13 protein-coding genes are annotated in these 22,292 nt (G+C 54.3%); 1 reads left to right on the top strand and 12 read right to left on the bottom strand.

What is annotated here, in order from left to right:
• Positions 1 to 29: 29 nt before the first annotated feature.
• The 12 genes from P8935_RS23130 to P8935_RS23075 all read right to left on the bottom strand — a co-directional run bounded on the left by P8935_RS23130 (position 30) and on the right by P8935_RS23075 (position 20,329).
• Complete coding sequence (locus P8935_RS23130) at positions 30 to 2,810, bottom strand: UPF0182 family protein (RefSeq protein WP_348262671.1); 2,781 nt, start codon at positions 2,808 to 2,810, stop codon at positions 30 to 32.
• A gap of 135 nt (positions 2,811 to 2,945) precedes the next feature.
• Positions 2,946 to 6,116, bottom strand: a complete 3,171-nt coding sequence (locus P8935_RS23125) for a CusA/CzcA family heavy metal efflux RND transporter (RefSeq protein ID WP_348262670.1) — start codon at positions 6,114 to 6,116, stop codon at positions 2,946 to 2,948.
• Entirely contained in the window at positions 6,116 to 7,690 is a 1,575-nt protein-coding gene (locus tag P8935_RS23120; RefSeq protein ID WP_348262669.1) for an efflux RND transporter periplasmic adaptor subunit, read from the bottom strand. Before P8935_RS23120 ends, P8935_RS23125 begins: the two co-directional genes overlap by 1 nt.
• Positions 7,687 to 9,033, bottom strand: a complete 1,347-nt coding sequence (locus P8935_RS23115; protein ID WP_348262668.1) for a TolC family protein — start codon at positions 9,031 to 9,033, stop codon at positions 7,687 to 7,689. Before P8935_RS23115 ends, P8935_RS23120 begins: the two co-directional genes overlap by 4 nt.
• Positions 9,034 to 9,152: 119 nt before the next feature.
• Positions 9,153 to 9,503, bottom strand: coding sequence for a hypothetical protein (locus tag P8935_RS23110; protein WP_348262667.1), 351 nt, complete (start codon positions 9,501 to 9,503; stop codon positions 9,153 to 9,155).
• Between the two features lie 90 nt (positions 9,504 to 9,593).
• Positions 9,594 to 12,770 (bottom strand): CusA/CzcA family heavy metal efflux RND transporter, encoded by a 3,177-nt coding sequence (locus P8935_RS23105; protein WP_348262666.1) that lies wholly within the window; start codon positions 12,768 to 12,770, stop codon positions 9,594 to 9,596.
• Positions 12,770 to 13,891 (bottom strand): efflux RND transporter periplasmic adaptor subunit, encoded by a 1,122-nt coding sequence (locus tag P8935_RS23100; RefSeq protein WP_348262665.1) that lies wholly within the window; start codon positions 13,889 to 13,891, stop codon positions 12,770 to 12,772. Before P8935_RS23100 ends, P8935_RS23105 begins: the two co-directional genes overlap by 1 nt.
• 41 nt (positions 13,892 to 13,932) lie before the next feature.
• Positions 13,933 to 14,973, bottom strand: a complete 1,041-nt coding sequence (locus P8935_RS23095) for a TolC family protein (protein ID WP_348262664.1) — start codon at positions 14,971 to 14,973, stop codon at positions 13,933 to 13,935.
• Positions 14,916 to 15,209, bottom strand: a complete 294-nt coding sequence (locus P8935_RS23090; RefSeq protein ID WP_348262663.1) for a hypothetical protein — start codon at positions 15,207 to 15,209, stop codon at positions 14,916 to 14,918. The genes P8935_RS23095 and P8935_RS23090 overlap by 58 nt, the downstream gene beginning before the upstream one ends.
• A gap of 158 nt (positions 15,210 to 15,367) precedes the next feature.
• Positions 15,368 to 16,030: a VCBS repeat-containing protein gene (locus P8935_RS23085; RefSeq protein ID WP_348262662.1), complete on the bottom strand. Its 663-nt coding sequence runs from the start codon at positions 16,028 to 16,030 to the stop codon at positions 15,368 to 15,370.
• Between the two features lie 554 nt (positions 16,031 to 16,584).
• On the bottom strand, positions 16,585 to 16,869 hold the full coding sequence (locus P8935_RS23080) for a helix-turn-helix domain-containing protein (RefSeq protein WP_348262661.1): 285 nt from the start codon (positions 16,867 to 16,869) through the stop codon (positions 16,585 to 16,587).
• A gap of 1,021 nt (positions 16,870 to 17,890) precedes the next feature.
• Positions 17,891 to 20,329: a hypothetical protein gene (locus tag P8935_RS23075; RefSeq protein ID WP_348262660.1), complete on the bottom strand. Its 2,439-nt coding sequence runs from the start codon at positions 20,327 to 20,329 to the stop codon at positions 17,891 to 17,893.
• A 997-nt stretch (positions 20,330 to 21,326) separates the two neighbouring features.
• Between P8935_RS23075 and P8935_RS23070 the strand changes: the two genes are divergently transcribed.
• Positions 21,327 to 22,250, top strand: coding sequence for a hypothetical protein (locus P8935_RS23070; RefSeq protein WP_348262659.1), 924 nt, complete (start codon positions 21,327 to 21,329; stop codon positions 22,248 to 22,250).
• Positions 22,251 to 22,292: the final 42 nt, after the last annotated feature.

Here is a 22,292-nt window from a genome sequence, read left to right as displayed (position 1 = left end):
GAGGACGAAAGCCGCTTGTCTCGGATGCTCTATTTCTGTCGTGCACTCAGTGCATCAAGCTTGGTCTTCAATTGCTCCAGTTTTTGCCCTGCTTCTCCGAGTTTCCCTTGTGCAGTCAGGCGCTGGTAATCTTCCAGATCTTTTGCCGCACCTTTGATGAGAGTGTCGAGGTCGTTTGACGTTGCGGATGGATTTGCAGCAGGAGCACTCTTGGATGGCTGTGGTGCGGGGTTTGATTCTGCGGTAAGACTTGATGCTTCGCCCCCGAAGAGCGAGCGGAGAGCGGCCTCGAACGTTGAACCATATGCAAGCCGGTCCTGAAGTGCAAGCACGACCAGACGCAGTTCGGGCATGGGGCTACGCTCGGCCTGAAGATAAATAGGTTCCGCGTAAATAAGAGCTTTGCCGCAAGGAATTACCAGAAGTGTTCCGCGGCGTACATGGGAACCTTGCTGGTTCCATAACGTGAGCTGGCCGGAAAGCTGCGCATTCTGATCGATGCGCGCTTCGACCTGGAGTGGACCATCGACGAGGCGCGTTTTGGGAAAGTCGTACACGACGGATGTGCCGTAGTGTGAGTCATCGCTGCGCCCAGCAATCCAGCCAATCAGGTTATTGCGATTTGAAGGCGTGAAGGGAAGGATCTCTACGAATTCTGTTGACGACTCGCCGGGCAACTTCATCAACACGAAATTCGGATCCATCGGCTGCGTGGCTTGATCACCGGACGAAGTCATGCCGACTTCTGATGCAACGGTCCAGAGATCTTCGCGGTTATAAAAAACTCCAGGGTCGGTCATGTGATAGAGACCGTATGCGGCGGCCTGCAGCCGCAAGAGTAATTCGGGATAGCGGACGTGATTGCGAAGATCGGGCGGCATGGTTGATGCGTCTTTGAATAGCTGAGGAAAAATGCTGCGATAGGCGGAGATGATGGGATCGTTGGGATCGAAAACGTAAAAGCTGGTCGTGCCGTTATAGGCGTCAATGACAATCTTCACGCTGTTCCGCGTGTAATTGACCTGATCGTTTCCGAGCCCGTAATGAGTCGAGTAGGGATAGTTGTCAGAGGTCGTAAATGCATCGAGAATCCAGGACAGCCTTCCATCGTCTCCCACCACGATGTAAGGATCGGTGTCGAACGTTAAGAACGGAGCAAGTGTCTTGACGCGTTCGAAGACGTTACGGCGCATCAACAAACGGCTCTTTTCGTTGATGTCGTCGCTAAAGGGAAGCTTGGTCAGATCGTCGCGATCAAACGCGATGAGAATGCGACGTAAGAATGACCCAAGTTCGATGCCGCCCGAGCCCTGATATGAGGTCATGCTATTGCTGGCGCCCTGCGGATAATCGAATTCTTTCTGCCGCGTCATTACATAGACATCGCTGTTGGTGAGCTGTCCGAAATAAATCTCCGGCCGCTTTACCTGGAGGGAAGGCACCGTCGACTGAATTGGCATATTGCTCAAAATCATGTTCGGCAAGCCTTCCGGCGTGAAGCCATTCACCGGATTCATGGTGATGCCATAGCCGTGGGTATAGATCAGCTTCTCGTTGATCCAGTTGCGGCTGCTTTCAGGAAGCTTATCGACATTCAACTCGCGCGCGGCAAGCATTACCTGGCGCTCTTCCCCATTGATCTCATATCGATCGATATCGATGTCGGGAAAATCGTAGTAGGTGCGGATTTCCTGGATTTGCCGCAGAGTATCCTGCAGCGCATGCCAGTCCCACAGACGAATGTTCTGAAGCGTGGGTTGATTGTTCGCCGCATCGGCGGACTCTACAGTAACTTCGGCTGGAAACTCGTGTGGCGTCACCTGGTCGAGATTGAACGCCCGTCTTGTTGATTCAATGTTGTTACTGATGTATGGCTGTTCGCGGACCAGTTCATTAGGTTTGACGATGAAGCCATTCATATACCAGGCACAAAGCTGAACAAGGACGAAGCAGATAACGGCGGGAACGGGTGCCGCGATGAGACGGCTCACACGCGGACGCATGAAGAGATTGGTGCCAGCGATGGCTGCCCCGATGAGCAGTGCGGCGCAGATGACGAGCAGGCCGCTGAGAATGAGGTGCGCGTCGGTATAGGTGACTCCGCTGAAGATCGTGTGGTCGTCGAGGATTCGATCGAAGCGGCCAAGCCAGGTGCGCATTGCGACCACGACGAGAAGGAACGCGAAGGAAGCCGAGAGGCTGCGCACCGGAGATGGGGACGTTCCGTAGCTGCGTGTGGTGAAGAACTGAGAACCGCTGGTGAGCACGATGAAGAGACACGCGATCGCGCAGCCTACGATGGCGATCATCAGCAACCATCCGAAGACGAATTGCAGAACCGGCAGGGTAAAGAAGTAGAAAGCAAGACTTTTGCCAAATATAGGATCTACAGCGCCGTTGTTAATAGATGGAGCGAAGCGGTAGAGCGCGAAACGGATCCACTCGGTCATGAAACTGGCGCCGGTAAGCAGCGCGATAAAGGCTGAGATAAGCAGAGCGCCGATGCGTAATGCCGGATCAACCGGGAGCTCAAAAGTGCGATTGCCGAGCACGATGGTTCCCGCGTTACGCAATTCCTCGCGTGTGCCGTGCCTGAGAACTGAGAACCACCCATACAGGACCACGAAGGTCAACAGAAACGGGATGGCAAATGCGGCCCACTTGAATTCGAGCGTCCTCCAAAACACCTCAGAGTAGCCGAGTGACGAAAACCATAGCGAATCGACGTAGTAAGAGATGGTGGTCTTTGCGCTGAAGAGAATCAGAAAAACGACAAGGATAATTCCAAGCAACCCGCGCCGAAACTTCATTGGCGAGTCTTCTCGAATCGGGGTTACAACGCGCTCATGGATCACGATCACCAGCTTCCGCGGGTCATTTATACAACAACAACCGGCAAGCGCAATTGTACTGCGATAGAACGCGAGTGATTGTTGCCCAGGTCTCTACCGAGTCGTCAGTAATTGCTCAACTTCATGGCGGCTTTGATTTGCATGAAGGCGACCGGTGCGCAACTCCCGTTTTTTCATGAGGAGGAAGAAAACCGGCACAAGGATCAGCACATGAATGGTGGAAGTGATCATACCGCCAAGAATCGGTGCGGCAATCGGCTTCATCACGTCCGATCCAATGCCCGACTCCCAGAGAATCGGGGCGAGGCTCAGGATCACAGCCGTCACGGTCATCAGCTTGGGACGCAGACGCTGCACAGCGCCCTCGATCGTAGCCTTCTCGAGGTCGTCTTCACTGAGAGGTTGGCCAGTCTTGAGTCGAGTTTCCAATGCTTCATGGAGATAGACGACCATCACGACGCCCGTTTCCACCGCGATGCCAAACAGCGCGATGTAGCCTACCCAGACCGCGACGCTGAAGTTATAACCGAGCGCCCATTGCAGCAGCAATCCGCCAGACATGGCATAGAACGTGGGGAGAATCAACACCGCCGCTTCCGTTACTGACTTGAAGACCAGATACAGCAGAAGGAAGATTACGAAGAACACGACGGGTAGGATCATTGCCAGCCGTTGTTTTGCTCGCACTTCAAACTCATACTCGCCGGCCCAATGCCATGTGTATCCCGGCGACAGCGCAATGTGGTTTTGCAGAAGCTTGGTGGCTTGGTTCACATAGCTCCCGTAGTCGCTGGTCTTCAGGTTCAAATAGACGTAGCCAGTCAACGAGCCGTCTTCATCACGAATCATTGCTGGACCACGCGAAAACGATACGCGGGCGACCTGGCTGATGGGGATTTGTTCGCCGGCAGGTGTGGGGATGAGTGCTTTGCCGATTTCCTGCGGGCTACTTCGGAAATCGCGCTGATAGCGAACGGAGATCGGAATTCGCTGGCGGCCTTCTACGTTCTCTGCAATGGTTGCGCCCCCGATCTCAGAGTTGATTACGCGTTGCACGTCGGCCACCGTCAAGCCGTAGCGCGCTGCCTCAGGCCGGTTAACTTCTACGTTTAGATAGAAGCCCTGGGACACGCGCTCGGCGAAAACTGAACTGGTCTCTTGCATGCCGGAGAGAAGCTGCTGCATTTGCGCGCCGATGTCCTGGATTCGCTCGAGATCGGGACCTTGAATTTTGATGCCAACGGCCGTTTTGATTCCGGTCAGTTCCATATCGAGTCGATTCTCGACCGGCATCGTCCACGTGTTAGTTAGTCCCGGGAATTGCAACTGCTCGTCCATATCGTGGATAAGCTTTTCGTAGGTCATTCCGGTTCGCCATTGCTCACGCGGCTTGAGCATGATGGTGGTGTCGTACATGTCGAGCGGTGCATTATCGGTGGCGCTGTCAGAGCGGCCAACCGTTCCAAAAACTGTTTCAACCTCGGGAAAGGATTTAGTGATGCGATCCTGCTGCTGCATGAGAGTGGCCGCCTGCGTTATCGAAATGCCGGGCAGAGCGCTGGGCATGTACAGCGCTGATCCTTCATAGAGAGCAGGCATGAACTGGCTGCCGAGTCGGAAATATAAAGGAATTGTTGCGACGAGAAAAAGGAGATTCAACGCGACCACCAGTTTCCAGTGGCGGAGACACCAGTGAAGGATTGGCAAATAAATGGCCTGCGTAATACGCGCAGCGGGGTTCTGCGATTCAGGTCGGAGTTTGCCGCGAAGGCAGAGCGGCATGAGCGCAGGCACCAGCGTAATAGAGAGCAGGGAAGAGAACACCAGTGCAAGCGTCTTTGTCCACGCCAGCGGGCGGAACATGCGTCCTTCCTGGGCTTCGAGCAGAAAGACAGGCAGGAAGGATACAACGATAATGACAAGCGAATAGAACAGCGCCGGCCCTACCTGTTGTGCCGCGCCCACCAGGATGCGATGGCGTTCCTCTCCCGTTGCAGGCTCAGTGCGTTCAGCTAGATGGCGGTATCCGTTTTCTACCATCACAATCGCGGCATCGATGAGCACGCCGATGGCGAGCGCCAGTCCACCGAGCGACATGATGTTTGAACTTACATGCAGGTAATACATGGGAATGAATGCCGAGACTACTGCAATAGGCAGGGTCAGAATTGGCACGAGTGCGGAGCGAAAGTGAAACAGAAATGCAATGCTGACGAAACTGACGATGATGGCTTCAAGAATCAGATCGCGTTTCAGGGTGTGAATCGACTGATTAATAAGCCAGGAGCGATCGTATCCCGTATCGATTTCAACTCCGGCGGGGAGTGACGGTGCGAGTTCCTTGAATCGCTGCTTAACGCCTTCGATCACCCTCAGTGCGTTCATTCCATCGCGCATCACCACGATGCCGCCCACGGTTTCGCCCTGACCCTGCCAGTCGGCTGCGCCTCTTCGCACATCGGGTCCAAACGACACAGTGCCCAAATCGCGCACCAGCACAGGAGTTCCATTCTTTGTAGCAACGGGGACGTTCTCTAGGTCTGAGAGATTGCGGATATAGCCGAGACCGCGGATCATGTATTCGGCGCCACTCATCTCCAGCACATCGCCGCCGACTTCGTTGGTGCTTTGTCGGACCTTATCGATCACCATGGATGCAGGGATGCCGTAGGAGAAGAGCTTCTTTGGATCGAGATTGACTTGGTACTGGCGTACGAATCCGCCGATGCTGGCCACCTCGGCTACACCGGGAACGGTCTGCAGTTGATAGCGGAGATACCAATCCTGCAGAGCGCGGAGGTCGGCGAGACTACGCTTGTGGGTGCGGTCGACGACTGCGTATTCATACACCCAGCCCGCACCGGTTGCGTCTGGGCCGATGGCGGGATGGACGTCGGCTGGCAGTTTTCCTGCTATCTGCTGCAGATATTCCGTCACGCGCGAACGCGCCCAGTAGAGGTCGGTGCCATCTTGAAATACCACGAATACGTAGGAGTCGCCGAACATGGTCTGGGCGCGCACGTTTCGCACACGCGGCGCAGAGAGCAATGCCGTAACAATTGGATAGGTTACCTGATCTTCAATCACGCTTGGCGGTTCGCCGGCCCACTGGGTGTGAATGATGACCTGCACATCGCTGATGTCGGGAAGAGCATCGAGGGGAACTTGCGTCATGTACCAGACACCGGCGACCGCGAGCAGAATTGCGGTGGTAAACACGAGAAAAGGATTGCGCGCACACCATGCGATTGTCCGGGCAATCATCACATGCCTCCCGTCGCGCTGATGCTCAGTTGTTTTGCCGCTACCGTGTTGGTCCCGCGCAGCACAGTCACGGTCACCTGCCAGGTGCCGCCCGAATCGAGTTGCACTGTACCTTGGTAGTCTCCGTTGCCCTTATCAGTGAGCATGGCCACTGCATGTTCTGCTGCCATTCCCATCGCGGGCATCGCCGGCATAAAGAACGTGACTGAAGGTTGAACGCTAACGATCGGCTTACCGTCTGCGCCTGTCAGCTTCAGGTGAAGTTTGTTGGAACCTTTGTGCGGAGGGTTGGGATCGGTGCTGAAATCAATATGCATCTGCTCGGTTGATTGCTGAGGTGATGCATTTTGCTGCTGCGGCAAATACCCGCTCATCGAGCTCTGTAATTGCGCTTCGGAGTCAAGCAGAAAACTGGCGGAGCTCACGATGCGATCACCGGCTTTCAGTCCTTTCAGCACCACCACTGAGTCACCGAGCCTGGCACCGGTTTCGATCTCACGCGGCTCGAGTGATCCTTGTCCTTTGTCAAGGAAAGCGATCTGGCGCGTGCCGGACTGCAACATGCCTGAGGCTGGAATGACAAGCTGGCGGCCCAGGGGAGCGGCAATGTCGACGTTTACATACATGCCCGGCTTCAGCAGGATTCCCGGATTGCTCATCACGAGCCGAACGCGTACAGTACGTGTAGTCGCATCAACGTCCGGAAGAATTTGATCGATACGGCCGTTAAATTGTCTACCCGGGTAGGCATCTACCGAAACTCGTCCGAGGTCTCCCGGCTTCAGCCGACCCACGTCCGCCTGAGGCACGTTCGCATAAATCCATACTGTGGAAAGATCGGCAATGGTATAGAGCTTGGTCTCTGGTTGCACGTATGCATTGGGCATCGCGTTTCGCTCGATGATGTAACCAGAGGCAGGAGATTCGACGCCGATTTCGTGGCTCGCAGTTCCGCCCTTCTCGAGTTGTTCGATCTCTGCTTCGGGGATGTCGTACCGGCGCAACCGCTCAGCAGCGGCCTGCAGCAGCCAGTTGCCTTCTTCCGCCGGTGTCCCGTGCATATGCTCGGAGACTGCAACTTGATTTTTCTTTGCGAGCAGATATTCCTGCTCGGTGCTCACAAGGTCGGGACTGTAGATCGTGAATAACTTTTGCCCCTTCTTCACGTACTGATAAGTTGCATTTGCGAAGACGCTCTTGATCCAGCCCGGGAACCGCGTCTGCACATACGAGAGACGCTGCTCATCGATCGCAACGCTGCCGGGAGCTTGCAACTCATCGTTCATGTCTTTCATCTCTGCGACTGTTGTGGTGACGCCTATCTCCTGCATGCGCTGAGGAGAAAGCTGAATGGGGGAGAGCACAGGCTCGTCTGTTTTCGCAGAGGATGCGGGGCCGCGTGTGTTGACCGTCTCGGGCTGCGCCTCAGGCCCGCGAGCCACAACGGTGCCTGCGTCGGTTTTCATCACTGCAAAATCCGAATGCTGCCACAGGATGTATCCCAGAGTCGAAGCCATTCCGATGCACAACACGACGCTAACGGCAAACGCGCTTTTCAAGGTACGTCCGGTCATTTCGTCACCCCTTGCGCAGCGATCGGTGAGCCCACGGCTAACTCAAGGTTCGCCATTTTCATGTTGAAATCTGCAGTTGCATCGATGGTGGCCAAGTCCACGTCTACTACTGTCATCTGGCTGTCGAGCAGATCGAGAAACGAGGTCTGATCGTTTTCGTATGCCACCACGGCTGCGTGCAGCGTCTGTGCCGCCTGCGGCTTCAACGACTTCTGGTAGACGTGTGCGAGACGCTGGGCTGCACGCGCATCGGCCAACGACTCTTCGATCTGACTCAACGCCTCGTTCTTCAGCGCGGAGATTTCTGCGGTCTTTACGGATACCGCAGCCGTGGCCTCGTTAACCTCGGATTCGTGCTTCTTGCGATTCAGCCATGGCAAGCTCATTGATCCCTCCACCATGTAGTTGTTGCGCGGACTCTGTCCTGAGGGGATGAGCATGTAGCCGGCGGAAACACTGAAGTCTGGCACCATGGCTTTTTTCGCCATGTTCTCTTCCTTGCGGCTTCGTTCTTCGGCGGCTGCTGCTTCAGCCAAATCTGGTCGTGTGTGCATGGCTGTCGTTACAAGCAATTCCAACGAGGGCAAATTCGTTTCGAGCGCATAATCACCTTGCACTTCGATTGCGGTTTCGGGCTGGCGGCCCATCAAGGTATTCAGATGTGTGCGTGCAACCTCGGCATCCCGATCAAAGCGGATCATATGTTCCGCGAGGCGCGTGAGGGCGACCTGAGCCTTGAGTATCTCCACCTGCGGAATTTTCCCGACGCTGTACTTGATGCGCGCAGCTTCAATCGCCTGCTGCGCAATGCCTACGTGCTCATCATGAACAAGCAGATCATCCTGCGCGCGCAACAAGTCGAAGAACGCTTTACGCACATCTACGCGGACCCGCAACCGAGCTGCTTCGAGATCGTCCTTTGCCATTTCCACGTCGGACTGAGCGATATTGGTGCGCAACCCCCGCTTGCCTCGGCCTGGGAAGGATTGACTCAGCATCAGCATGTTCTGCGCTGCGTTGTAATCCCACGGCTTGGCCAACGGCACTTGCCATCCCCGATACATCGCCTGTGGATCGTCGAGCGCGCCTGCCAGGGGAACATGTGCTTCGGCCGATGCAACTTTTCGCGCGGCAACATGAATCTCTGGATTCTCAGCAAGAGCGATACGTTCAACTTCGTCCAAAGTCAGTTGCGGAGTGGATGCAGCAGTCTGTGCGTGAGCGTTGCCGATCAGCGCACTGAGTTCACCCAGGGCAAGAGTGCCTGCAGCAGTTTGTCCGCTGCAAACCGGCAGAGCCAGCACGAGGCACAGAGGCGCCGTCAATATATGTGTAGTCTTCATGTCTCCCTCAACAGCCGGTCACTTGATCGAGTCAATCGGATCATCGACGGCGATATCCATCGCGCAATTCGGGCATGGCGCAAGCGCCGCGCTTACGACTTCGCAAGAGAAGGGGAGACTTAAATTCTCAGAATGGAAATGTGACTGGAGGCTGAGGCACGAGGGGGTGTCTCGGCGACAGGTGTAGTTTTGGTTTCATCGAGCGAGACCAAGTCGAATTTCAGCGACAGAAAGATGTGAGCCGATAGACTGGTGCCTTCTGGCCGCGAAGCCTGCGCAGGCGGCATGCTCGGGTCAGAGGAGTGCACCTTGCAGCAGGAGGGGTCCGCCATCGCCATCGACGATCCGCAATCCTGCATCATCTGACGGCAGCAGTCCTGGTGAGCGGCAGGAGCGAGACAGGACAAACCTGGCAGCGCTGTCCACAGCGCCATGATTGCCAGCATGATCCAGCCGTTTTTGACTCTCACTCGCACAGTTTAACCTGCTCTGCATTGAATATGAGGCTAGCGCGGCTCGTCTGACGGTGATTCAAATCACAGGATAGACGGGTTCGATCGCTAGATCTCATTGAATTCGGTCATATCGGCGACGGGAAGGGGATCATCTTCACGGGCCATCCAAACGTACAAGGCAGGCATCAGGAATACGCCGATGATGAGGTTCGCGATCAGGCCGCCGACGATGACGATAGCGAAGGGCCTCTGCGAGTCGGAGCCGATGGCATGTGACATGGCGGCGGGCAACAAGCCCAGCGTTGCTACCAGCATGGTCATCATGATGGGGCGAAGCCGCTGCACGGAGCCCTCGACCGCTGCTTCTACGATATGTTGGTGACTCGATGCCTCATTACTGCGCCGACGCCCACGAAGCTGGTTGATGAATTCGATCATGATGACACCGGTTTCGACCGACACGCCGAAGAGCGCCAGGAAGCCGACCGCCGACGAGACTGAGAAGTTGGTGCCGGTCAGGAAAAGAGCAAGCGGACCACCGATGGAAGCCATCATCACGGAGACCAGCACCAGCATTGACCACTTGAATGAGCGGAACATGGTGTAGAGGATCAGGAAGATGGCAAGCACAGTGATCGGAATGACGAGTGCCATGCGTTTGTCGGCGCGTTTTTGGCTGGCGTATTCTCCGGCCCATTCAACGTGATAGCCAGGCGGCAACTTCACGCTGTCGACTTTGCGGATAGCCTCTTCAACGGTTGAGCCCAAGTCGCGGCCAACCACAGAGAATTTGATGGCAATATAGCGCTGGCCGCCCTCGCGATTGATGGCCTCGGCGCCATCATCAGTTCTCACAGTGGTAAGCTGCGCAAGAGAAACGCGTTCCCCCGATGGAGCTAGAAGGCGGATATTCTCGATGGCCTGCCGCGTGTCGCGGTAGGGCTTCTCATACCTGAGCGTCACGTCGTAGCGTGCTTCGCCCTGCTGCAACTGCGTAAAGGCATTGGCGCCGACAGCGGTTTGAATGGCGTCCTGAATATCGGCGACGTTGATCCCCCATCGCGCGGCTGCCACGCGATCGACGGAGAAGTTCAGATTAGGCTGCCCGACGATTCTAAAGATGCCAAGATCTGCAACGCCTTTGATTTTGGACATCTGACCCTGGATAACATCGGCAGTGCTTTCGAGCGTCCGCAGATTGTCCCCAAACAACTTGATGGCGAGCGCTCCCTTTACACCGGAGACAGCTTCCTCCATATTGTCGGAGATTGGCTGAGAGAAATTCCAGATTACGCCGGGGAATTTTTCCAGCTCAGTATTCATCGCTTCGATAAGAGCTTCTTTGTTCTGATGGAAGACAGGACGCCACTGATCTTTAGGCTTTAAATCCACAAAGTACTCGGTATTGAAGAACCCGGCGGTGTCTGTGCCGTCGTCGGGACGGCCGGTTTGACTCACCACTTGCGTTACTTCAGGAAACGAGGCCATGACAATGCGTGCCTCATTCATGAAGTCGATGCTCGAGGTAGGGCCTTCGCTGGGGGGAAGTGTTCCACGCACCCAAAGCGATCCTTCGTCGAGGTGAGGAAGAAACTCCGATCCGATGGGCCCTCCGAATGTCAGGTAGATCGAAATGAGGAAAAGGATTGCGGAAATTCCAAATGTCATGCGGCGGTGGACTATTGCCGCGCGAACTGCCGTACGGTAGTGCTCAACGAGCCACTCCATTAGCGGATTTTTCCATTCCTTGGCGCCCTTGCGGAAAACAATTCCCGCCATCACCGGCGCGGCAAGGATGGCAAACACCAATGCGCCGAGCAGCGCGAAGCTCACCGTCCACGCCATTGGTTTGAAGAGACGCCCTTCGACCGCTTGCAGGGTGAAGATGGGCAGGTAGGAAGTGATGATGATGCCGCGTGCGAAGAAGACTGGCCGCTGCACTTCGTGTGAGGCTTCTCGAATCTTCTGTACAGGAGTGCGCGTGTCGTCCGCATTCGAGAGATGACGGACAATGTTTTCAACCATCACCACGCTGCCGTCTACCACCATGCCAAAGTCCAATGCACCGAGTGAGAGGAGATTTGCAGGGATATGACTAAGGTCAAGGCAGATGGAAGCGAAGAGCAACGCAAAGGGAATAGTGAGCGCGACAATGATGGCACCGCGAATGTTACCCAGGAACAGAAACAGAATGATGGAAACGAGGATCATTCCTTCGGTCAGGTTGTGTTCTACGGTCTCCACGGTGAAGCTGACCAGCTTGGATCGATCAAGGAACGGCTTAATAGCGACGCCTGGAGGAAGAATGCCGGGGTGATCTTTGTCGCCGTTGAGTTTCTTCACTTCCTCGTGGATGCCCTGCAGCACCGGGTCGGAGTCATCGCCTTTCTGCAATAGAACAATTCCTTCGACGGTGTCCGGATTGTCAACGATCGTTCCGTCTTCGCGATGCACAGCGCGTCCGATCTGGCCGAGGCGAATCTTCGGTCCCTGGGCGACGGTAGCGATGTCCTTGATGCGAATGGGCGATCCGTTATTGGCTTTGACGACGGTGTTTTCGATGTCCTGCACGGTGGTAAAGAGGCCGATCGACTGCACATTGATCTGTTGAGCGCCCTCTTCGATGAAGCTGCCACCCCCATTGGTATTGTTGGCGGCAACCTGCTGCTCAACCTGACTCATCGACAAGCCGTATGCGACCAGTTTTTCAGGATCGATACGGATCTGGTACTCCTTGGTTGGACCGCCGAAGCTCGAAACGTCTACAACGCCGGGAACGCTTTTGAAGGACTTCTCGAGCGTCCAATCCTCGAGCGACTTCTTTTCCATGACGTCGTAGGACGGGTTTGTGCTCTCGAGGGTGTACCAGTAGATCTGTCCTACCGGGCTCCAATCCGTTCCCATCTGCGGAACAAGGTTGTTGGGAAGGTTGACTTGGCTCAGACGCTCGAGCACGTGTTCACGATTCTTATCGCCGATCGAGTCGTCGTCAAAAATGAGCATCAAGCTCGAAAGGCCCGCGAGAGTCGTGGAACGCAGGTGCGTAAGGTGGGGAATGCCTGCCATTTGAATCTCGACCGGCACCGTGACCTGGCGCTCGATTTCTTCAGCGCTGCGCCCCGGCCACTGCGTAATGATCTGTACGTAGTTGTTGGCAACGTCGGGATAGGCTTCGATGGGCAGGTTGCGGAATGAAATCACGCCCCAGATGGTGAGCACGAACATCCCACCGAGCACCATCCATCGGTTCCTTAAAGCGAAATCGACAAGTGAGCGCAGCATTATTGATTCCCTGCCGTTTCAAGAAGCAATGCGTTGGTGACGACCTGCGTGCCGGGTGAGATGCCGGAAAGTATTTGCTGTCGACCGCCTTCAAGCATGCTTCCGACCTGAACTTCAGTGCGCTTGAACTGGTTTCCGCCCACCGGGACGAATACCCAGTTGCGATCGTGCAGATGGAGGACGGCCTCTGCGGGCACAACGGTGAAGATGGATTTCTTCAAGCTTGAGAAGGTTGCGGATACAAACATACCGAGCTTGAGAATGCCGGGATTTGGAACTTCGATGCGAACCTTCGCCGTGCGCTGGGATGGATCGAGTACCGGGCCAATGTCGCTCACGCGTCCCTTCAGCGGGCGATCGGGGTAGGCCTGGATCTTGATCGTTGCTTGCTGGCCAACTTGAATTTTGGGGATGTCGTTCTCGTAGACATCGCACAAGATCCAGACAGTCGACAGATCCGCGATGGTGAACGCAGTGGCCGATCCTGAAAGCGTTACGCCTGCGGCCGCAGCGTTAGTCACATTCTGCCCGATGACTACGCCTGAGATCGGCGCGTACACATTGACGACGCTACCGGGATGCTTCTTGTCGACGCCATAGAGTTTCAATTGATTGTCGGCAGCTTCGAGATCGGCTTTCGCATCGTTCTCTGCGGTCTGGGCCTGCTCGACCATAGCCTGCGAGAGGGCGCCGTGCTTGAAGAGATCGTCTGCGCGCAGATAGGCCTTGTTGGCGAGTTGCTCATCGTTGACGGCCTTGAGGTAGGCGTTAAAAGCCGTGGTTATATCCGGGCTTTGCACACTGAAGAGCAGCTGACCCTTCTTCACGTTGTCGTCGAGACGCGTTTTGATGTCGACGACCCTTCCATTTGCAAGAGAGATGACGGGAACTTCTCGCGAAACATCGGGAAATACAGTTCCCGTAGCCTGAAGCTGCGCGGAAGCTTCGACTTGTCCAGCAGTTGCAATGGGGAACTTTGCGACGTCCTTCTGGTCGATGGTGATCAGATTCATATCAGACACAGGGATCACCTTGGCGGGAGGCGGAGCGCCGCTGCCTTCGTCCTTGCTCTGGCAGCCGGAGAGAATCAGCGGCAGCGATATCGCAAGTAGGAGTGCCAAAGCAGGAATGTCTTCAGAAATTGGGTTCCGGAAGGGCCGGGTCATTGAATCACCTCTTGTCCCACTGCGAGATTGAGTTGGGCGGCGGAGATCAGATACGCGCCGATGAGTTGCAGGTATGCCTGCTGAACAGTCCGGTAGTCGCTCTGCGCGTTGAGAAAGTCCATCAGCGACGCGCCCCCATGCTGATACGAATAGGTAATTGTGTCGCGGACCCGCGTCGCTTGTGCGGTGTACTTCTCTTTATAGGGCTTGAGAAGTTCGATGTTGCTATTCACTTGGGCGTACGCCGAGTCCACATCGCTGAAGACCTGGGCCTTGGCGGCGTCACTGGATTGGCGGCTGCGATCGATATCAATCTGCGTGCGCAGTTTTTCGCCTTGGTTGCGATCGAAGATACGAATCGGAATGCTCACGCTGGCGCCGACTGTTTGAATTCCGTTTGGATTGTTGTTGGACGCGTTGTAGGTATACCAACCGGCAAAAGTCGGATCAGTTGAACCGTTAGCTTCGGCGAGTTTGTGATTCGTCTCCGCTTGTTGAATCGTTTGCATCGCCGCCTGCAGATCGGGACGCGAGGCCAGCGCAGTTTGGCGAAGCTCTTCCAGAGGCTTCAATTCAGCTGAAAAATCGAACGTGCCGGAAAGGTCGAACTGTTCAACAGGAGTGCGGTCATTGAGCAACTGAAGAAGCTGGATCTTGGCAGTCCGGAGGTTTACCGTGGCGCTTTGCAGGGCGGATTCATATTGCACCCGTTGCAGTTCAATGCGATCGAAGTCGATTTGGGCTATGTCGCCTGCGTTCAAGCGATCGCGACTGATCTGGACAATGTGGTCGTAGTAATCCAATTCAGCCTTGGCCAAATCGAGTTGAGCCTTCGCTTGAAGCGCGTTCACAAAGGCTCCCCGCAAAGTAAATTCGAGATTGCGTTTAGCGTCGTCGTATTGAGATTGCGCGATCTGCGTGCCTTCTTTGGCACTCTCGAGCCGCAACTCCCGCTTGTGATCGCGCTCATGCAGGTAGCTCACGTTCGGGACCACGTCAGTGCCCGCGAAAGGCTTCCATATCCCGTTGTTCGGCACAATCTGAGTTCCATCAGCAGAAAGAGAAATTGCGGGTTGGGCCGCAAATATGCGGTGATCTCCTGAGCGTGGGCTTCCTGCACAGTAAGGGCATTTGCCTTCAATGAAGGGTTGGCAGCTTCGAATTTCGCCTTGACCTGCTCCCATGTGAGACTCTGTTGCGCGCGGCAAACTGGCAGTGCCGAAAGTAGCATTGCTGCTCCCGTCGCAAAATGAGTGGGGAATCTTTGCTTCATGTATTCCTCTGGTTCTGATCGCACACTTCAGCAGTTACCGATGGATCGGATAGGTGCGTGATGTCGCCGAAATCGGGAAGCCGGAGTAGAGATGCGGCAGATACTGCCAAGGTTGCGGCATTATCTCTGCCAGCGACTACTCTGCCTTCCTTCGTCTGTCAGATGAGCTGGGGCGCGGGCGGAGCGCGAGGAGAATAGAATTCCAGAAAATCGGTTGACTCTTGTCGGTGAGGGGGACTGCAGCGCCAATGCGACGAAGAAGAATTGAATTGCAGTACGATCAACAGCGAAGCGGCTTGATCTTTTTCAGACCGTGTGGGTAATGCAAGCACCGGCCAATTCGTCTGCAAGATTGACGATGTCCACTTGCAGGGTGACTCGCCTGAGAACGGAAAGTCTTGCACGCGTGCCTGGCGAAATTGCCCATGGCCGTCGTTAAGCCAGATCTGCAAGCGCTTGTGTGTGAATATCTGTTCAACCACAAGATCTGGAATTCCATCTTGATTCACATCGAGCGCGGAGATGGTCAAAGATGATTCACTCGATTGGAAGGTCAGGTCCCGATCCTGTCCCGCGGTGAAGTGCAGTCGGATCCGAAAGGAACCTCGTCCCTCGAATGGTCCGCCACGCTGCAGTACAGCTCCATCGGGCCGCTGGTCGTTATCAAAGTCAGCAGCCGCAATCTTGAGTTCATTCGTCAATAAGCTTCGGGCTCGCGCTTCTGACAAGGCTCCGCTCAGGCCATCCTCAGCCTTGGCGGAGGAGGCAAAAGAAGCTAGTGCGATAAACGCAATGCACAAAATTGTGGAACGAAGTCTCACGTGCTTCCTTCAGTATAAGTTTTCCGCAAATACGGCTGCAAGTTACGGTTTGTTATTGGTTTAACGGAAAGTTCTCGTTATTCCGAATGAACTCAAAGCCCATCCCTGCAGAAAATCTATTGTGTTAGACGCAGAAACCCAGCGCTTAATACCGACATCGACTCATTCCAAAGGCGATAGGTCGCTTTGGTTATAATGAGCGTTGTCGGCTGTAGAGGGCGGGAGTAGTTCAGTGGTAGAACGTCAGCTTCTGCAGACGTAAATCTGTTCAGATCTGTTGAATTCCCAAGAAATCAGCCAAACCCGCGTGGATACTAGCGATTTAACGCTTCCCGACGCAGTTGTATCTGTGGGCAGCTTTGCGCAAATTTGTCACTTTTAGCCTGTTTTGGGGTCTGTGATCAGTGAATTTGGACAGTGAGTTCAGTGCTGAGAACCGGCTGCCAGAGTGACATACCTTGCGATGTAAACATCCCCATTACTGCACAGTCTGCGCTCAAGAGTGAAGGCAGGAATGGCCGGGATAGACTCCGGCCATTCTCGTCCATGTCGGTTTAAGCGGCCTTTTGAAAATGCCGCGCGGCAACAGCCAGTTGTGGCTCTTTCTTGATCAACCAGAGTGCAAGTTCGGATGGATCAAAGCAGCGAGATCCGCCAAACATGAAGCTCGGAATCTCACGCTTCTGTGCCATGCGATAGATCGTGAATGGTGACTTCCCAAACATCTCGGCTACCTCTTCCGCGGATAGCAAACCGGTAAGAGAATAGAGAGCGATCAGGATGTTGAATGGAGCATTAAATGGGGCATTACCCCGAGGAGAGATGAATTGAGTTTCCAATGAAGAAATCTCTGTGCGGCGGCCTGGATTTGGCTTGGTTCCGCGTGGGGCTCCGGGTTCGACGGTTCTTGCCCCTTCCGGCGCATGTCCGCATCAAGGCGAAGCATGGGGTCCATCGCTGGACCTTCCGGCGTTCCATAAGACCATTGCAAATGACAATGGTGGCCATCCCTGGCGCTTATCGATTCAATTGTTTTTAGGTTTCCGCCGCTTTTCAAAGACCCGAGCGGTAGGTCTAGCGGGATAACGATACCACAAATGGATGAATTTGCATAATCTTGATCCAGGCACTGAGATAAATCAGAAAACGTCGCATTCTCGTCAGAGCTTGCCTCAAACGTTTGTTGTTGAGTTCCGCCGGGTAACTCGGTCTGAAGGGGCTCTCCAATTGCGAAAGACTTTTCGCACACCCGCTCAGGTGGACATCGCGAAACTCGCAATCAAACAGTCCGAGATGGCTGATGTCGGATCAGTACCCGCGAATCCAATGTTGGAATTGCTCGCAGGAATCTAGGTCCTTTCGGTTAACAGCCTAATTTTGGTGACACGACAGGCAAAGCCAAGCGAAGAACCCCAATGAAAGTGAGCATTTCAGAGCTTGGCTTTTGCTTCGTTTATCACGCTTTATCCTGCCGTGCCCGCACAGTCGGCTCACGTTTTCCTCAGTTCTGGACCGGCAGTCCCATTAATGATTAATGGGTTTTCGGAACTCAGCCCGCCAGACCAAGGAGACCTCACTACCCTTCACGGAAAAGCCATCACGAGCACCTACCCCGATCTACAGGGCCACAATAGGCAAAACAATCGATCTGTTTGACCCACTCCAATTTCGCTGGATCGCCATAACGCGTGCGGACGCCTTCGGAAACTCACTCCACCTCTTCTGGAAAGCCGTTGATGCGGCAGGGAGATGGTAAGCCCTTCGCGCGAGAATTCTTAATTCGATTTTCACTTTCGATGAATGCATCGGTTCGCGTCGCCATTCTCACTGAGATCGGGAAGAGCGGCACTCACCGACATCTTATGCACCCGAAGGCGACGAGTCTTGCGGCAGAGTTGTTTCCGAAGGAGGAGCGGCCGCAACGCCCGGCACGAGATGAGAATGGATACTGGGTAGATCGAGGTAAAGGTGCTGGGTGATCTCCGCGAAATTCCAGAGATCCCCAAGCCTCATGCTGCTCCCTTGCCCGATGAATCCAGCATGACGCCCGCCATGCACCTTCCACGCCTCGCGAATATCCCATGGTGCGAAGAGTTCTATACCGGTGAGCACGATAACCGGAGAATGCGGCTTGCCATCATTCAGGCGACCTCTGCCCCACAGTGCTAGGTCTGACACAAGCTTCTTTTCGGTGTCGCTGAGATTATCCTTGAGCGTTGCAAAGACTAGGAAGGCTCCTGGAAATTTCTCGCCCAACTTTCGCATTCTATCCACATCCGCTTGTTGGAAACCCTCGGTCGCAAAACTCTTGGCTTCGCCAAAAATCAAAACAGGCTCCATTTCCAAATCGAGGATTCGCCTAGGTTGATACCAGAGCGTAAAGTCAACCTCGAAAGGAACGTCTTTACCAATTCTGTAGTGGAGATTTGTGGCGTAAGTGACGTTCGCAGGATGGCTATTCAGGTCGCGGGCAAATGTATTGAGAGAAAGAACTGTGGCGTAGGCACCTTCGGCGTAATTGGGCACGCTGAAGGGACCCACGACGCGGTAATGCCACGGAGTGCGTTCAAAGTGCAAACTACCTTGAGGAAATGGATAGTCCTTCAGGCATCGTTCGCATTTCACACTTTCACTCAAGGGGTCGATGCCATACCAATTCTTCTTGCTGCAATAGGGGCATTCAAGAACCAGCCCGAGGCGCAAAATATTGGACTTGATAAAGCCGTCAAGGCTAATCCCCCGAAAAAAAGGCTGGTTGGCGCGTCGATTGAGGAGGTCCTTCCACCTTTTCACCTCGACTGAGCGATCCGGAAATTCTTCAATTCTGCCATCAATGTACTTTGTCGTGCTCTTTGACATCTCGTCGAGAAGCTTCAGCGTTTCGCGATCCGCGATTAGACGAATCCCCCAGAACCCTCCGAGGGATGCGAGGATTTGATCGGCAACACGGCCTGGATCAGCAGCCTGAGCCTCAACGCCGTGACGCTTCAGCCACTCAATGACGGCATCGCGACCATTTAAGACGAGAAAATCCTCACCGACATCCTTGTATTTTTGGGGAAGGACAAAACCTTCGCGCGAAATGAGTGTTGCATGTCCACGTCGCATGCGGCTCGAACTCTCGCCGGTGAAAGACGCGGGCAACGTCAACGCAAGTGTGCCAGTGTTTCCGTAGTTCTGGAATTTCAGAACATTGACCCAGCGCGCGCCTCCACTGCCATAAGGTTCCGCAAATTTAGGTGAAAGGCTCGCGAACCGGCAATGCGCCTCGCTGTCTTCCTCTGCGATCGTTAATTCAAGATTTGTTGTTTCAGCCGTAACCAGCGGACGTCTGGTTCGCGAAGGAAAATCGTCCCGCACTTGCCTCCAAACATCGTCGTACCAGAGCTTATATGCCCATTGAAGAGGATTGGACGAAACAATGCCGGCATCCTGCATGGCTGTGCGGGCACGTTCTTCAGAAATAGACCTGCCAACCTGGATTGTCGTATGGATCATCACGCCATTTGGATTTCCAGGTAATGGGCGATGATTGGCCTTTAGGATTTCGTTCAAAAAGTCTCCAGTTTCCTTCAACCACGAAATGTTGACTGGCAAGACTCTACTTCGGAAAATATGTAGGTTCCAAAGATCGATAAGATCCAACGGGCTTGTCGGGTCTGCAAGGAAAATGGTTGGCTCGTGCCACCCGTTCCTATCGAGCTTAAGTCCTTCTTGTGTAAGAAACAGAGGGAAGAGAAATCCTTCTTTTACAACCTTCATCCAGTTTTCGGCCGTTGGCGCAAGTGTGACGGGCTCGAAGGCGTCCTGATAAGCCTGAGCCAGACCTGAGAGGGGGCCCGCGTCTGGAAATCCGCCCATGAAGCATTCAACGAACGGCGCATTCTCGGTTTCCGTTGTCATAAGAGCTACGCGACGTTCATGCCTGGAAACGAATTTGAATTCCCGCTCGTAAAGATCCTCGTAAAGATGGAATATGTTTGTTCCTAGCGGAACATCCGGATCAAACCGATCACCCTTTGTGAAGAAGGCGTCGAGACTGACAAGGCGTGGGGAATCAAAGTCGAGATCGCCGACCGTAAGACCGATCTCCCTCGCCAAGCCTTCCTGAGCCTCCACAAATACGTCCGGCTCGAAGAAATCAATGTACCCTTTCGCGATTTCAACCGGATCGGGATTTGGTAAGGGATGTCGCTCTCTCCATGCATCGGGTAAAGTCGCGCTCACAGGGATGATTGGGTTATACGCGCCGCCCCACAGACAGGTGCATGTCTGGAAGATGCGGCGTAGGGATTTCATGTCTTCAGGCCTCGCCAGGAAGCCGATCCGGGTTGGGCGTAATGTCAATGAGGCAGAAAGCGTAGTCAACTGGCCCTTCCATTCATTACGGGCACTGGTGATCTACTCGCAATGTGACTTCAAGGTAATAGAGCAGCCTAGCACAAATGATCTCGAACATACTCGAAAACGGTCCAGGCATTTGGCACACAACCGAAAGCTCCCTCTGAACTCCAATACCCATGCGGATTCCGACACCTATGCGCGGCCAACATCCGCTCTCCGACTGCCAGTCTGGACAGTTTTAGCATATAGATCCGTGCTTACGATCATGCGCCAGATGAATGACCGACCAGAATTGGCGAGCGTTATACGTTTGATCGAGCCAATCAGCGTCTCTGAGTCGTATGGCAATTCATGCAGGCGCTGAATCGGCGGGGATTCAAGTCTCAGCTCCCATATTCCACCAATCCCCCGACCTTTTATCGTTGAGAACCATCCAAGAGGATCGTCCGCGCGGCAATTGCTGTTTCTCGAATTCACCGGATTCCCTGGCGGAACTGCGCCTCAGGATGTTGTCGGAGGAATTTGATGAGCTGCGGCCGCAACGTCTCCGTCTGAATTCTCCGAATTGCGAGTGGATACTGGTCCTGATCTTTCGTAAGTCCCACAAAACGCTTGGGGATGTTTCGTTCACATTTTTAGGATTCGCGGGGAATTGCCAACTGTGCCAGGCATTGGGAAACTCCTAGCGAGGTCAATAGTCATGCACCTTAGCTGGTGGGGTTGGTTCTTTTTCGGAGTTCTGGTTCTTGTCCGGTGCTCCGCGGCGACAAACAGCCAAAACAAGTTCGACCATCTCCCCGATCACCTAACTGCCAAGCATGGCTGCCGAATCGAATTCCTACTTTTGGGTCCGAGACTTGTTGTTCCTCCCAAGATTGTCATTTTGCGCTTGGGTCGACGCTCCACCATCAAAAAATGCCGTGCACTAGTCGCGTTTTGGAGGCCATGATCGATGCAAACTCTATGGAAGTTCATGCTGACAGGGTACGTTGGACTAGCAGTTGTGCCCTTCGGCTGCAAAGCCCAGGACGCGCTCAGTGCGTCTGTTCCAGATTCGATCCGGAAATATGAAAAGCTTGTCGAGCAGCCGGTTGCTGCTAATAGCGGCGCCGTTTGGTGGAAACTCGCATTGCTTGACCAAGACGCGGCACGCTTTAATGAGGCTGAGCGCGCGTATACAAATGCCATACGGCTGCTGAAGGCTCAAAAACCGGATGCTGTAGCTGATGTTACAGATTGCATGGGAACCATGTACTTGCAGGCTGGGCAATTAAGCAAGGCCGAAAAGCTCGAACGGGATGCCCTGACGGTTCGAGAGATAAACAAGGATTCGCTGGGCGTCGGAATAAGCTGGACTCACCTGTCCACGCTATCTCTCGATCAGGGCCATGTATCGGATGCGGCTATGTACGCTAAGTGGGCAGTGGATCAGCTGCTATTCGCTAAAAATGATGATGGAAAGCAGAAGATAGCCACTCCAGAGCAAAAGATGTCTGCACTTATTGCTCTCTCACTGGCTCGCTGCGAAGAGGGAATGTGCGAAGACGCCTTGGCCGCGCTGCAAAGGGCTCGCGACATCGCGAACTCAAATTATCAGACTGGAAGCTTTCCGGTCTCCTATATAGATTTCCTGACTGGTTATGCGCATTGGAAGACCGGAAACGCGGAACTCGCTGCTGAGTTAATGAGGAGAGGAACTGCTGGAATGCAAGCTGAACTTGGCTGGGGACACCCAACTTACTTGGCTGCAATGAAACAGTATGCGTTATTCCTCAAGCAGACAGCGCGCAGAGCTGAAGCTTCCGAGGTTAAAAAAATCATTAACCAGATTCCAAAATCTCACCAGCAAACAGGCGTCACAGGCAGCCTATTCTAAAGTCAAAAACACGAAATCATACCGGATCCAAATGATCGGGAC

The sequence above is a fragment of the Telmatobacter sp. DSM 110680 genome, assembly GCF_039994875.1.
Classification (GTDB): domain Bacteria; phylum Acidobacteriota; class Terriglobia; order Terriglobales; family Acidobacteriaceae; genus Telmatobacter.
Note: the sequence above shows the minus strand (reverse complement) of the source record. Positions and strands in the feature narration are given on the sequence as shown.